The sequence below is a fragment of the Rhodanobacter sp. DHG33 genome (assembly GCF_014843005.1).
Classification (GTDB): Bacteria; Pseudomonadota; Gammaproteobacteria; order Xanthomonadales; family Rhodanobacteraceae; genus Rhodanobacter_A.
This window is the reverse complement of the sequence record NZ_JACYXM010000003.1, coordinates 151,411-165,287: the sequence shown is the minus strand read 5'-3', so window position 1 is coordinate 165,287 and position 13,877 is coordinate 151,411. Positions and strand designations below refer to the sequence as shown.

The window sequence follows — 13,877 nt, the reverse complement described above, 5'->3', positions numbered from 1 at the left end:
TGGCCGGAGCCGTCGACGCACCGGCTTTGCAAACCTGCGCTGAAAGGAGTTTTGCGATGCAAGGCATGATCTTCACATCGAGGTGGCATGGCTGGGTATGGGAGCCGGACGCGATCCGCCGGGTCGGGGAGACAGCCGCGTGAGCCCGCTGCGCGCAAGCCCGGCCTGGAAGGCGCTGCAGTCCCATTACGCATCGGTGTCGAAGCTCCATCTGCGCGAGCTGTTCGCCAAGGGCGAGGCGCGGGCCGAACGCTTCACGGCCGAAGGCGCCGGCTGGCGGCTGGACTATTCCAAGCATCGCATCACCGCCGACACCATGAAGCGCCTGTTCGCGCTGGCCCGCGAGCGCGGGCTGGAAGCGAAGCGCAACGCGATGTTCGCCGGCGAGAAGATCAACAGCACCGAACATCGCGCCGTGCTGCACGTGGCGCTTCGCGCGCCGGCCGACAGCGTGATCCTGGTCGACGGCGTGAACGTGGTGCCGGAAGTCCAGGAAACACTCAAGCGCATGGGTGAATGCGCCGGCGCGATCCGCGCGGGCGAGTGGAAGGGCTATGGCGGCCGGCCGATCCGCAACATCGTCAACATTGGCATCGGCGGTTCCGACCTCGGTCCGGTGATGGCTTACGAGGCGCTGCGCCACTACAGCGACCGCGGACTGCAGCTCCGCTTCGTCTCCAACGTGGACGGCACCGATTTCGCCGAGGCCGTGCGCGACCTGCGTCCGGAGGAGACGCTGTTCATCGTCGCCTCCAAGACCTTCACCACGCTGGAAACGATGACCAACGCGCACACCGCACGCGACTGGTTGCTGGCCGCGGCCGGCAAGAAGAACGCGAAGGCGGTGGGCCGGCACTTCATCGCGCTGTCCACCAACGAGAAAGCGGTGAACGCCTTCGGTATTCCCACGGAGCAGATGTTCGGCTTCTGGGACTGGGTGGGCGGGCGCTACTCGATGGACTCGGCGATCGGCCTGTCCACCATGATCGCGATCGGCGCCGAGGCGTTCGGCGAGATGCTGGCCGGCTTCCACGCCATGGACACGCACTTCCGCACCACGCCGCTCGAGCGCAATCTGCCCGCGATCATGGGCCTGCTCGGCGTGTGGTACGCCGATTTCTTCGATGCCGCCACGGTGGCGGTGCTGCCCTACGAGCAATACCTCAAGCGCTTCCCCGCCTATCTCCAGCAGCTCACGATGGAGAGCAACGGCAAGCACGTCACGCTGGAAGGCAAGGCGGTGGACTACGCCACCGGGCCGGTCTATTGGGGCGAGCCAGGCACCAACGGGCAGCATTCGTTCTACCAGCTGATCCACCAGGGTACGCAGCTCATTCCGTGCGACTTCATCGCTTTCGGCGCGGCACTGAATCCGCTGGGCAACCATCATGATCTGCTGCTGGCCAATGTCATCGCCCAGGCCGAGGCACTGGCGATGGGCAAGACGCTGGCCGAGGTGAAGGCGGAAGGCGTGCCGGCCAAGCTCGCGCCGCACAAGGTGTTCGAAGGCAACCGGCCGTCCAGCCTGCTGCTGGCCGAGCGGCTCACGCCCGCTGCGCTGGGCGCGCTGGTGGCGCTGTACGAGCACAGCGTCTTTGTGCAGGCGGCGATCTGGGACATCAATCCGTTCGACCAGTGGGGCGTGGAACTGGGCAAGCAGCTCGCGCTGCGCGTGGCCGAGGAGATCGAATCGCCGCGCAAGCCGCTGGCGCACGATGCATCCACCAACGCGGCGATCCGCTGGTACCGCCGAGCACGCGGCAAGACACCGGCAGCCGGTACGACGGCGACGGGCCGGCGCGTGCTGGTGCTCGACGTGGGCGGCACCCACGTCAAGGCCATGTGCACCGGGCGCAAGCAGGAAGTGAAGATCCCTTCCGGGCCGGATATGACGCCCGAGCAGATGGTCGCTGGCCTGCGCAAGAGCCTGCGCGGCTGGAAATACGACGCGGTGAGCATCGGCTTCCCCGCGCCGGTGGCGCACGGGCGCATCGTGCATGAGCCGGCCAACCTCGGCAAAGGCTGGGTGGGTTTCGATTTCGCCAAGGCCTTCGGCTGCCCGGTGAAGCTGGTCAACGACGCCGCGATGCAGGCGTTGGGCAGCTACGAAGGCGGCCGCATGCTGTTCCTCGGCCTTGGCACCGGGCTAGGTTCTGCGATGGTCGTGGATGGCCTGGTCGAACCGATGGAATTGGCGCACATGCCGTACCGCAAACACACTTACGAGTACTACGTCAGCGAGGCCGCCCGCGAGCGCCGCGGCGGCAAGAAGTGGCGCGCGCACGTGCTCGAGGAGATCGAGACCCTGCGTGCCGCGCTGGAACCCGATTACGTGGTGCTCGGCGGCGGCAACGTGGATCGTCTGGACACCTTGCCCGAAGGCGTGCGCCGCGGCGACAACACCAACGCTTTCATCGGCGGATTTCGACTTTGGAACAACGAGGCATGAGCATGACAACGGATGCAAATAGCAAGCTGCAACTGGGTTTCGTCGGCCTGGGCCGCATGGGCCTGAACATGGTGGGCCGCATGCAGGCGGCCGGCGTCGACTGCGTGGCCTTCGACACCAATGCCGATGCGCGCGCCGCCGCCGCCAAAGCGGGTGCGCAGGCCGCCGATTCGATCGAGGCGATGGTGGGCAAGCTGTCCAGCCCGCGTGCCGTGTGGCTGATGCTGCCCACCGCCGTGGTCGACAAGGTGCTGGACACGCTGGTGCCGCTGCTCAGCCCGGGCGACATGGTGATCGACGGCGGCAACTCGCATTACGTCGAGGATCTGCGCCGCGCCAAGGCACTGGACGAGAAGGGCATCCAGTACGTGGACGTGGGTGTTAGCGGCGGCGTGTGGGGCCGCGAGCGCGGTTACTGCCAGATGATCGGCGGCCCGGATGCAGCCTACCGGCACCTCGAGCCCGCCTTCGCCGCGCTGGCGCCCGGCGTGGCCACGGCGGAGCGTTCGCCTGGCCGTACCGGCGAGCCCACGCCGGCCGAGCAGGGTTATCTCCACTGCGGTCCGAACGGTGCCGGCCACTTCGTGAAGATGGTGCACAACGGCATCGAATACGGCCTGATGGCGGCTTACGCCGAGGGCCTCAACATCCTGCATGGCGCCAACGTGGGCAAGCAGGAGCAGGTCGCCGACGCCGAGACCTCGCCGCTGGAATACCCCGAGCGTTACCAGTACGAGTTCCCGCTGGGCGAGGTGGTGGAACTGTGGCGCCGCGGCAGCGTGATCGGCTCGTGGCTGCTCGACCTCACCGCGATCGAAATGGGCAAGGACCCCACGCTCCAGCATTACGCGGGTCGCGTGTCCGACTCCGGCGAGGGGCGCTGGACGGCACTCGCCGCCATCGAGGAAGGCGTGCCCGCGCCGGTGCTCACGGCGGCGCTGTTCGGCCGCTTCACCTCGCGCGGCAACGACGAATACGCCAACCAGGTGATGTCGGCGATGCGTCACGCCTTTGGCGGCCACGACGAAAAACCCGCGAAATGAACATCGCCAACGCACCGGGCTGGCCGGGGCTGTCGCCTACTTGGGCGAGCAGCGACAAGGACCTGGTCGGTACCGCGCTCGGCCCGGCGCGCGTCTGGTACACGCTGGGCCGCGGCATCCTCGACGAGGTGTACTGGCCTTCGTGCAGCACGCCGCAGATCCGCGACCTCGGCTTCATCGTCGCGGGCGACGGTTTCTGGGCCGAGGTGAAGCGTGCGAACCGGTATGAGCTGACCACGCCTGCGCCTGATTTGCCGCTGCCGAAAATCGTCCACCAGCACGAGCGTTACCGGCTGGAACTGGAAGTGCTGGCCGATCCGCAGCGCGACGTGGTGCTGGTGCGCTATCGGCTGGATGGCGAAGGCCTAAAGCTTTACGCGTTGCTGGCGCCACACCTGGACGGCTCCGGCCACGGCAATACCGCCGAGGTGCAAGCGCAGGGCCTGGCCGCGATGAAGCCCGGCGCCGCGTTGCTGCTCGCGGCCGACCGCGGTTTCACTCGCGCCAGCGCCGGCTATGTGGGTGCGTCGGATGGCTGGCAGGACTTCCAGCGAAACGGTGCGATGACCTGGCAGTACGACACCGCGTCCAACGGCAACGTGGCGCTGGTCGGCGAACTGGCCGGCAACGATGGCGTGCTTGCGCTCGGCTTTGCCGGCACCGTGGAAGGCGCACGCACGCTGGCACTCTCATCGCTGGCCTGCGGTTTCGAGGCGGCGCGTACGGATTTCATCGACGGCTGGCAGCGCTGGTCGGAAAACATCCGGTGCGACGGCCTCGAACCCACGCTGCAAGAGGCGGTGCGCCGCGCTGCCATGGTGCTCAAGACCCATGGCGACCGCGACTTTCCCGGCGCGATGATCGCCAGCCTCAGCGTGCCGTGGGGCGATACGCACGACGATCCCGGCGGCTATCACCTGGTGTGGCCGCGCGATGCGGTGGAATCGGGCTTCGCCATGCTGGCCTGCGACCATCATGCGGAAGCACGCGCGCTGCTCGCGTATCTCATCGCCACACAGCAGCCGGATGGGCACTGGCTGCAGAATTTCTACGCCGACGGACGTCCCTATTGGGGCGGCGTACAACTCGACGAGGCAGCCTTTCCGGTGCTGCTGGCAGCGAGGCTGGACGAGATCGACGAACTCGGTGACCTGCGTCCGCAGGCCATCGCCATGGTGCGCCGCGCCCTCGGTTTCGTGGCGCGTACCGGCCCTTTCAGCGCCCAGGATCGCTGGGAGGAAAACCCCGGCATCAATCCGTTCACCCTCGCCGTCGCCATCTCGGCGCTGGTCGCTGGCGCCGCGCACGGTTTCCTCGACGCGGACGATGCGGAGCACGCACTGTCGCTGGCCGACGACTGGAATGCTCGCATCGAGTCATGGACCTACGCGCGCGACACCGAGCTCGATCGCCAGCACGGCACGCGCGGCCATTACGTGCGCATTGCACCGCCCGGGCAGACCGCGCAGGACGGCGACGTGGCCCTGCGCAACCGCGGTCGCGCAACCGTGGCCGCGAAGGATTTGCTGGGTCTGGAATACCTCTACCTGGTGCGCATGGGCCTGCGCGCGCCGGACGATCCGCGCATCCGCGACACCACCCGCCTGGTCGATGCCGTGCTGCGCGTGGACCTGCCCGGCGGCCCGTACTACCACCGCTACAACGAGGACGGTTACGGCGAACACGACGACGGCCGTGCCTTCGACGGCGAGGGCGTAGGCCGTGCTTGGCCGCTGCTCAGCGGCGAGCGTGGGCTCTGCGCGCTGCTCGCCGGCGAGGATCCCAAGCCCTACCTCGCCGCGATACTCGCCTCCGCCAGCCAGGGAGGCATGTTGCCAGAGCAGGTGTGGGATGCGGCGCCGATTCCCGAACGCGGCCTGGAACCCGGCCGCCCCAGTGGCAGCGCGATGCCGCTGGCGTGGGCGCATGCCGAACTGATCAAGCTGGTCGCCGCGATCCGCCTCGGCCGCCCGGTGGACCGCCTGCGCGCAGTGGCCGACCGCTATGCCGCGCCCCGCGTGCCGGCGGTGACGCATTGGCGCGAGCAGGCGCCCTGCCGCACGGTGAAGCGCGACGGCACGCTGCTGGTCGAAGCCGACGCGCCCTTCGTGCTGCACCTGGGGCGCGACGGTTGGAAACAGGTGGACGACCACCCCAGCCAACCCATCGGCTTCGGGCTGCATGGCGTGCAGCTGGACGTGGCGGCGCTGGGTGCGCAGCGCACGCTGGAGTTCACCCGCCGCTTCCTCGACGAACGTGGCTGGGAAGGACGCAACTGGCCGCTCCTGCTGTTGCCGCTGGCGGCAACCAAAGACGGATGAGCAGGCTGCGCGCAACGAACGAACGGAACGCATACGCATGACTTCGCAACGCCACGGTTCCGTGCGCGTGCTGATGCTTGGTTGGGAGTATCCGCCGCGCTACGTGGGTGGCCTGGGCAAGGCCAGCCAGGGCATCGCGCGTGGCCTGGCCGACCTCGGTGCGGACGTGCTGTTCGTGCTCCCGCGTTTCCGCAAGGCGCAGGGCGAGACGCGGCTGCAGGTCAGCGGCGCGCGGGAATGGCTGCTCGAGCACGGCGCCACGCCACGGGGGGAGCGCGTGCCGCGCTGGCTTGGCGTGACGTCCAGGCTGCAGCCTTATGCGCGACCTTCGGAGAGAACAGCGCGTGATGTGGATGCGTACGGCTCCGGCGATGCGGCAGCGTTGTACGGCAGCGACCTCGGTCACGAAGTGGCTTCTTTCGCTGCCCGCGTGGCGGCGATCGCCGACGATGCGCAGGCCGATGTCGTGCACGCGCACGATTGGATGACTTTCCCCGCCGCGATGGCCGCCGCCGACCGGCATGGCCTGCCGCTATTCCTGCACGTGCACTCCACCGAATACGACCGCAGCGGCGACGGAGCGAATCCCGACATCGCGGCGATCGAGCGCATCGCCTGCGAACGCGCGGACCACGTGTTCGCGGTGAGCGACTACACACGCGGCCTGCTGCTGGCGCGCTACGGCATCGATCCGGCCAAGGTGAGTGTGGTCTACAACGCGCCGGACGAGGACGCGCTGCCGCCGGCGCCTCCATCGGGGTCGGAAATCCGCCAGCCATGGGTGGTATTCCTCGGCCGGCTCACTTTCCAGAAAGGGCCGGACCATTTCCTGCGCGCAGCCGCCGAGGTGGCGCGGCTCGATCCCGCCGCCCGTTACCTGATCTGCGGCACCGGCGACATGCTGGACGCACTGAAGCGGCAGGCCGGCGAGCTGGGCATCGCCGACCGCGTGGAATTCCGCGGCTTCCTCGCCCCGGGCGCAGTGGACCGGCTGCTGGCGCGCTCCAGCCTGCTGGTGATGCCCAGCGTGTCCGAACCGTTCGGGTTGGTCGCGCTGGAAGCGTTGTGTGCGGGCACGCCGGTGATCCTGTCGCGGCAATCCGGCGTGCGCGAGGTGCTGGGGCACAGCCTGCAGGTGGATTTCTGGGACCACGAAAAACTGGCCGACCAGATCCTCGCGGTGCTGCGCCTGCCGGTGCTGGCGCGGCAGCTGGTGGAAGAAGGACAGGCGCAGCTGGCGCGGTTGTCGTGGGACGAGTCGGCGCAGCGCATCGCGGAGGCTTATGCGCATGTGGCCGGCGTCGATCTGGCTACCCTCGCCGGGGGTGGCCTATGAGTCTGGATGTCTGCTTCTATTTCCAGGTGCATCAGCCATGGCGGCTGAGGCCCTACCCGTTCCGCGACGTCGGCCGTCGGCACGATTATTTCGACGACGAAGCGAATGCACGGATCCTGCGGCGGGTGGCCGAGAAGTGCTACCTGCCGATGAACGCCCTGCTGCTGAAACTGATCGCGCGCCATCGCCCGCATTTCCGCGTCAGCTTCTCGGTCACCGCCACCGCACTGGAGCAGATGGCCGCGTTCGCGCCCGAGGTGCTGGTGTCGTTCCGCCGCCTGCTCGCCACCGGCCAGGTGGAGCTGCTGGCGGAAACCTCGCACCACAGCCTGGCCGCGCTCTACAGCCCGCGCGAATTCGCCGCGCAGGTACGGCACCACCGTGCGGTGTGCCGCCGTCTGCTTGGCGCACCCGGCCGCGTATTTCGCAACACCGAGCTGATCGTGAGCGACGCGGTGGCGAGCCAGGTGGCGGCGCTGGGCTACAGCGGCCTGTGCCTGGAAGGCGCCGACCGCCTGTTCGGCACGCGCAACGTGGCCGCGCCGTGGCGCTATGCCGCGGCGCTGTCGTTGGTGGCGCTGCCCCGGCACTACCGGCTCAGCGACGACATCGCTTTCCGTTTCTCCGACCGGCAATGGGCGGCCTGGCCGCTCGGTGTAGAGCGTTACGCCGACTGGCTGCAGGGCGAAGCCGCTGCGCTGCCGCCCGAGGCTGATGGCCGCGGCTTTCTCGGCTTGTTCATGGACTACGAAACCTTCGGCGAGCACCAGTGGGCCGATACCGGCATCTTCGATTTCATGCGTGCGCTGCCGGGCGAGCTGCTTAAGCGGGGCGGGTTCCGTTTCATCACACCCTCGCAAGCCTTGGCGCGGGTGCCTGTGGGCGCAGCGACGTTGAGCCTGCCCGATCCGGTGTCCTGGGCGGACCTGGAGCGCGATACCTCCGCATGGGACGGCAACGCGATCCAGCGCGCCGCGCTGGCCGAAGCCTTCGCGCTGGAGCCGTTCGTGCGCCGGCACCATGCGCGCCATGCGGCGGATGCGGTGCGCGTGGTGGAGGATTGGCGCCGGCTGCTCACCAGCGACCACGCCTACTACATGTCCACCAAACACTGGGCCGACGGTGACGTGCACCAGTATTTCAGCCCGTTCGAATCGCCCTACGACGCCTGCATCAATTACATGAACGTGCTGGCCGATCTCGCGCAACGGGTGGGGGCGCCGGCACCGCGGCCGGCGTGAGATGTCCGCAGCGCTTACAATGCGCGCCATGCGTATCTTCAAGATTTTCCAGATCGAAGCGGCCCACCGTCTGCCCAACGTGCCGCCTGGGCACAAATGCGCGCGTCTCCACGGGCATTCCTTCCGCGTGGAAGTGCACGTGGCGGGCGAACCCGATGCGCACAGCGGCTGGGTGATGGACTTCGCCGATGTGAAGTCGGCTTTCGCGCCGCTGTTCGAGCAGCTCGATCACCACTATCTCAACGACATCGAAGGCCTGGAGAACCCCACCAGCGAAATGCTGGCGCGCTGGATCTTCCAGCGGCTCGCGCCGCGCCTGCCGGGCCTGGACGAGGTGGTGGTGCACGAGACCTGCACCTCCGGCGCCAGCTATCGCCGGACACCGGTTTGACGCGACGCGACGAGAGTTTCGTTTGCGCAAAGTATTGTGTTACATAAATATTTCAACACTGGTCTGGTCGTTCAGCAAAAAATATATTGCATCGCACAAAAAAGCTTGCTAGAGTGGCTTCCACTAACCGCACACCCCAGCGAGGGCAAGCTCATGACTCAGCAGCTCAACAACCAGTTTTTCGCTTACACCAAGCAGGCCACCGAGAATGCGTTCAAGGCGCAGTCGCTGGCTCTGAAGGGCCTGGAGGCCGTTGCCGGCCTGCAGCTCAAGGCGCTGGAACAGCAGGCCCGTGATTCGGCCGCGTTCGTGGCCGAAGTGCTCGAGACCCGCGACGCCGAAGCGCTGCGTGGTCTGTGGGAAAAGGGCACCACGCTGAGCCGCGAGCAGGCCGAGCGCACCGTGGCCGTTTCGCAGGAAATCGTCGCCGTGGCGCAGAAGACTGCGGAGTCGCTGCAGGCGCTCGCGCAGGAGCAGCGTCAGGCCGCGAACGAAGCGGTAGCCGCGCCGGTGGCCAAGAAGGCCGCCAAGTAAGTTCAAGCAGCATCCTGCCGTCGGTTTCCCCTCCCGCGCGGCAGCAAGGGCCGGACTCTCCCCAAGTCCGGCCCTTTTCTTTTGGCGAATCAAGCGGGCGACGACAGCCGGTCGACCGGTTGCGGACAAGCCTGGACGGCGTTCGTGGGTTGTCGCTACAAGCGGGGCGCTGATATACTTTTACGGATTGGATCGCGTTCGTGGCTGGTATCGGTGCCGCCTGGCGGGGCCGATGCGGAGGGGTCGCGTGCTCAACAGTCTCGACGCCGGTCGGCGCCTCGCGTTGCGCATTGTTCTGCTGCAATTCGTGGTGTCGGCATTGGTTGGCGCGGTGTTCCTGCTGAAGGGACATCGGGAGGCGGTTTCGGCCGCCGCCGCAGGTTTCACGGTAGCGCTGGGTACCGCGCTGTTGTCCGTGCAGACCTTCGGTCGACTGGTCGGCGGTGCGGTGGCTTTCTTCCGGCTGCTGCTCGGCATGCTGCTGAAATGGGCAGTGGTCGTGGGCGGGCTCGGATTGATCCTGTTCAAGTACAAGTTGCCGCCGCTGGCTGCCGTGACGGGGCTGGTGGCTGCCTATACGGTTTATCTGGTGGCATTCAGATTCAAGGGTTGATGCATGGCAAGCGAGCCGGGCGGTCTTACCGAATACATCCAGCACCACCTTACCCACCTCGTTCCGCAGACGAGCAAGGAAGGTTTCTGGGCAGTGCACATCGACTCGATCACCGTGTCGCTGGTGCTGGGCGTGCTGTTCTGCCTGTGGTTCTGGTCCAAGGCGCGCAAGGCCACTGCTGGAGTGCCGAGCAAGGGCCAGGCCTTCGTCGAGATCATCCTCGAATTCGTCGACGGCCAGGTCAAGGACGTGTTCCATGGCGATCGTCGCTTCCTCGGTCCGCTGGCGCTGACCGTGTTCGTCTGGGTTTTCCTGATGAACGCGATGGATCTGCTGCCGGTCGACCTGCTGCCGTGGATCACCCAGAAGTTCGGTATCGGCCACTTCCGCGCCGTGCCCACCGCCGACACCAGCATGACGTTCGCGATGTCGATCACGGTGTTCCTGTTGATCATCGTCTACAGCTTCAAGGCCAAGGGCTTCAACGGCTACATGCACGAGCTGTTCACGGCGCCGTTCGGCAAGCACCCGTTGCTGTGGCTGCCCAATTTCGCGCTGAACCTGGTCGAGCTGCTGTCCAAGCCGGTGAGCCTGGCGATGCGACTGTTCGGCAACATGTACGCGGGCGAGCTGGTGTTCATGCTGATCGCCGGCTTGTTCAGCGCAGGCGCGGGTGTGGCCGGCTGGGCGCTGTACGGCGCCGGCATCATCGGCTACACGGTGTGGGGCATCTTCCACATCCTGATCATCTCGATCCAGGCCTTCATCTTCATGGTGCTGACCATCGTGTACATCTCGATGGCGCACGATCATCACTGATTCCGTTTCAACCCTTCAACGCAAAACCGTTTTTTCGAGGAGACCACCGTGGAACTAGTCGCTCACATTGCTCAAGTCCAAGGCTTCACCGCCATCGCGCTCGGCCTGATCATCGGCCTTGGTGCGCTCGGCGCCTGTATCGGTATCGGCGTCATGGGTTCGAAGTTCCTTGAAGCCGCTGCTCGCCAGCCCGAGCTGGTGCCGCTGCTGCAGGGTCGCATGTTCCTGCTGGCCGGCCTGATCGACGCGGCGTTCCTGATCGGCGTGGCGCTGGCCATGTACTTCGCCGTGGCGAATCCGCTGCTGGCGAACCTGACGGCCGCGGCGGGTCACTGATCGCCCTGGCTCACGGCGCCGTCCCGGCGGCGCCGTTGCCTCGTGCGGGAGCTTTGGCGCCCGTACTCGTAAATCCACGTTACAGGTAACGCAGCGATGCTTCCCAACGGCACTCTGATCGGCGAAATGATTGCTTTCGCCATCCTCATCTGGTTCTGCGTCCAGTTCATCTGGCCGCACATCAACAAGGCCATCGAGGAACGGCAGATCAAGATCGCCGAGGGCCTCAGCGCCGCCGAGCGCGCGCATGCCGAGCTGAAGGACGCCGACACCAAGGTGGCGGACGAGATCCGCAAGGCGCGCCAGCAGGCGTCGGAGATCATCGACAAGGCGCAGCAGCAGGCCAACGGCATCCTCGACAAGGCCCGCGCCGACGCCATCGTCGAGATCAACCGCCTGAAGGCCGTGGCGCAGGACGACATCGCCGCGATGGCGCAGCAGGCGCGCGAGCAGCTGCGCGAGCGCGTGGGTGCGCTGGCCGTGCAGGGCGCCTCGAAGATCGTGCAGCGCGAGGTGGATGCCTCCACGCACAAGGCGCTGCTCGACCAGCTCGCCGCCGAGGTCTGATCCATGGCCCAGGCAATCACCCTCGCCCGTCCCTACGCCCGCGCCGCATTCGAGCTGGCCCATGCCGGCGGCACGCTGCCCGCGTGGTCGCAGGCGCTGGCGTTCGCCGCGGCGGTGGCGCAGGACGCGCGCGTGGCCGTGCTCGGCACCGACCCGCGCGTGCAGCCCGACCAGCTCGTGGCGCTGCACCTGCCCGCCGGCATGCCGGCGGATGCGCCGTTTGCGCATTTCCTGGGCGAACTGGCCGAGAACCGCCGCATGGCCCTGCTGCCGGAAGTGGCGGCGCTGTACGAGCAGTATCGCCGCGAGTCCGAGTCGCAGCTGCTGGTCAAGGTGACCAGCGCGATGGCGCTGGACGCGACGCAGGCCGAACAGCTCAAGGCATCGCTGAAGCGCCGCTTCAAGCGCGAGATCGAACTGGAAACATCGGTCGATGCCTCGCTGCTGGCCGGCGTGGTGGTCGATACCGGCAGCGAAGTGATCGACGGTTCCGCGCGCGGGCGTTTGGAACGCCTGGGCAGCGCCCTAATTTAAGTTTCAAGCGAAATCCATTTCGCAAAAGAGCAAAAGCCGGCCAACCATGGCCGGACTCTTAAAAAAGCTTTCAAATTTCAGGATATCGACCCATGTCCAGCACCACCCTGAACCCGTCCGAGATCAGCGAACTGATCAAGAGCCGCATCGAGCAGTTCAAGCTCGGCGCGGAAGCCCGCAACGAGGGCACGATCATCAGCGTGTCCGACGGCATCGTGCGCATCCACGGTCTGGCCGACGTGATGCAGGGCGAAATGATCGAACTGCCGGGCAACGCGTTTGCGCTGGCGCTGAACCTCGAGCGCGACTCGGTCGGCGCCGTGGTGCTGGGCGAATACCAGCACCTGCGCGAAGGCGACATCGCCAAGACCACCGGCCGCATCCTCGAAGTGCCGGTCGGCCCCGAGCTGCTCGGTCGCGTGGTGGACGCGCTGGGCAACCCGATCGACGGCAAGGGCCCGCTCAACGCCAAGCTCAGCTCGCCGATCGAGAAGGTCGCGCCGGGCGTGATCTGGCGCAAGTCGGTCGACCAGCCGGTGCAGACCGGTTACAAGTCCGTCGATTCGATGATCCCGATCGGCCGCGGCCAGCGCGAGCTGATCATCGGCGACCGCCAGACCGGCAAGACCGCGCTGGCCATCGACGCGATCATCAACCAGAAGGACTCGGGCATCTTCTCGATCTACGTCGCGATCGGCCAGAAGCGCTCGTCCATCGCGAACGTGGTGCGCAAGCTCGAAGAGAACGGCGCGCTGGCCAACACCATCGTGGTGGTCGCCTCCGCTTCCGAATCGGCCGCGCTGCAGTACATCGCGCCGTACTCCGGCTGCGCCATGGGCGAATACTTCCGCGACCGCGGCCAGGACGCGCTGATCATCTATGACGATCTGTCCAAGCAGGCCGTGGCCTACCGCCAGATCTCGCTGCTGCTGAAGCGCCCGCCGGGCCGCGAAGCCTATCCGGGCGACGTGTTCTACCTGCACTCGCGCCTGCTCGAGCGCGCCTCGCGCGTCAGCGAGGAGTACGTCGAGAAGTTCACCAACGGCGAAGTGAAGGGCAAGACCGGTTCGCTGACCGCGCTGCCCATCATCGAGACTCAGGCCGGCGACGTGTCCGCCTTCGTGCCGACCAACGTGATTTCGATCACCGACGGCCAGATCTTCCTCGAGACCGACCTGTTCAACGCGGGCATCCGTCCGGCCGTGAACGCCGGTATCTCGGTGTCGCGCGTGGGCGGTTCGGCGCAGACCAAGATCGTGAAGAAGCTGTCCGGCGGCGTGAAGCTGGCGCTGGCGCAGTACCGCGAGCTGGCTGCGTTCGCGCAGTTCGCCTCCGACCTCGACCCGGCTACCCGCGCCCAGCTGGACCGCGGTCAGCGCGTGACCGAGCTGATGAAGCAGTCGCAGTACGCGCCGCTGTCGATCGCCGAGCTGGCGCTGTCGGTGTATGCCGCGGAGAAGGGCTACCTGGACGACCTGCCGGTGAACAAGGTGCTGGCGTTCGAGAAGGGCATGCATGCCTTCTTCCACCAGAACTACGCCGAGCTGATGAAGAAGATCGTGGCGACCGGCGACTGGAACAACGACATCGAGGCCAGCTTCAAGGCAGGCCTGGACGAGTACAAGAAGACCGGCAGCTGGTAATTCCCGGAACGGCACGCCGGTGTTGAGCCGGCATTGCACAGACCCGACAG

13 protein-coding genes are annotated in these 13,877 nt (G+C 66.7%); all 13 read left to right on the top strand.

What is annotated here, in order from left to right; genetic code table 11:
• Positions 1 to 139: 139 nt before the first annotated feature.
• The 13 genes from pgi to atpA all read left to right on the top strand — a co-directional run bounded on the left by pgi (position 140) and on the right by atpA (position 13,827).
• The gene (pgi, locus tag IHE46_RS06965; protein WP_192163911.1) at positions 140 to 2,449 is read left to right on the top strand and encodes a glucose-6-phosphate isomerase; all 2,310 of its coding nucleotides are present in this window, start codon (positions 140 to 142) and stop codon (positions 2,447 to 2,449) included.
• Positions 2,446 to 3,492 carry a phosphogluconate dehydrogenase (NAD(+)-dependent, decarboxylating) gene (gene gnd / locus IHE46_RS06960; RefSeq protein ID WP_225562866.1) on the top strand — a complete coding sequence of 349 codons (1,047 nt, stop codon included), beginning with the start codon at positions 2,446 to 2,448 and terminating at the stop codon, positions 3,490 to 3,492. The genes pgi and gnd overlap by 4 nt, the downstream gene beginning before the upstream one ends.
• Positions 3,489 to 5,813 carry a glycoside hydrolase family 15 protein gene (locus tag IHE46_RS06955; protein WP_192163910.1) on the top strand — a complete coding sequence of 775 codons (2,325 nt, stop codon included), beginning with the start codon at positions 3,489 to 3,491 and terminating at the stop codon, positions 5,811 to 5,813. Before gnd ends, IHE46_RS06955 begins: the two co-directional genes overlap by 4 nt.
• Positions 5,814 to 5,850: 37 nt before the next feature.
• Positions 5,851 to 7,149 (top strand): glycosyltransferase family 4 protein, encoded by a 1,299-nt coding sequence (locus tag IHE46_RS06950; protein ID WP_192163909.1) that lies wholly within the window; start codon positions 5,851 to 5,853, stop codon positions 7,147 to 7,149.
• Positions 7,146 to 8,390: a glycoside hydrolase family 57 protein gene (locus tag IHE46_RS06945; protein WP_192163908.1), complete on the top strand. Its 1,245-nt coding sequence runs from the start codon at positions 7,146 to 7,148 to the stop codon at positions 8,388 to 8,390. Before IHE46_RS06950 ends, IHE46_RS06945 begins: the two co-directional genes overlap by 4 nt.
• 28 nt (positions 8,391 to 8,418) lie before the next feature.
• A complete protein-coding gene (queD, locus tag IHE46_RS06940; protein ID WP_192163907.1) occupies positions 8,419 to 8,781 on the top strand; it encodes a 6-carboxytetrahydropterin synthase QueD in 363 nt (120 codons plus the stop codon).
• Positions 8,782 to 8,934: 153 nt separating this feature from the next.
• A complete protein-coding gene (locus IHE46_RS06935; RefSeq protein ID WP_192163906.1) occupies positions 8,935 to 9,315 on the top strand; it encodes a phasin family protein in 381 nt (126 codons plus the stop codon).
• A 247-nt stretch (positions 9,316 to 9,562) separates the two neighbouring features.
• Positions 9,563 to 9,928, top strand: coding sequence for a hypothetical protein (locus IHE46_RS06930; RefSeq protein WP_343229997.1), 366 nt, complete (start codon positions 9,563 to 9,565; stop codon positions 9,926 to 9,928).
• A gap of 3 nt (positions 9,929 to 9,931) precedes the next feature.
• Complete coding sequence (atpB, locus tag IHE46_RS06925; RefSeq protein WP_192163904.1) at positions 9,932 to 10,747, top strand: F0F1 ATP synthase subunit A; 816 nt, start codon at positions 9,932 to 9,934, stop codon at positions 10,745 to 10,747.
• Positions 10,748 to 10,795: 48 nt separating this feature from the next.
• Positions 10,796 to 11,083 (top strand): F0F1 ATP synthase subunit C, encoded by a 288-nt coding sequence (gene atpE, locus IHE46_RS06920; protein ID WP_192163903.1) that lies wholly within the window; start codon positions 10,796 to 10,798, stop codon positions 11,081 to 11,083.
• A 96-nt stretch (positions 11,084 to 11,179) separates the two neighbouring features.
• The gene (locus IHE46_RS06915) at positions 11,180 to 11,650 is read left to right on the top strand and encodes a F0F1 ATP synthase subunit B (RefSeq protein ID WP_192163902.1); all 471 of its coding nucleotides are present in this window, start codon (positions 11,180 to 11,182) and stop codon (positions 11,648 to 11,650) included.
• A 3-nt stretch (positions 11,651 to 11,653) separates the two neighbouring features.
• Positions 11,654 to 12,184, top strand: a complete 531-nt coding sequence (locus tag IHE46_RS06910; protein WP_192163901.1) for a F0F1 ATP synthase subunit delta — start codon at positions 11,654 to 11,656, stop codon at positions 12,182 to 12,184.
• 92 nt (positions 12,185 to 12,276) lie between these two features.
• On the top strand, positions 12,277 to 13,827 hold the full coding sequence (atpA, locus tag IHE46_RS06905; protein ID WP_192163900.1) for a F0F1 ATP synthase subunit alpha: 1,551 nt from the start codon (positions 12,277 to 12,279) through the stop codon (positions 13,825 to 13,827).
• Positions 13,828 to 13,877 lie beyond the last annotated feature (50 nt).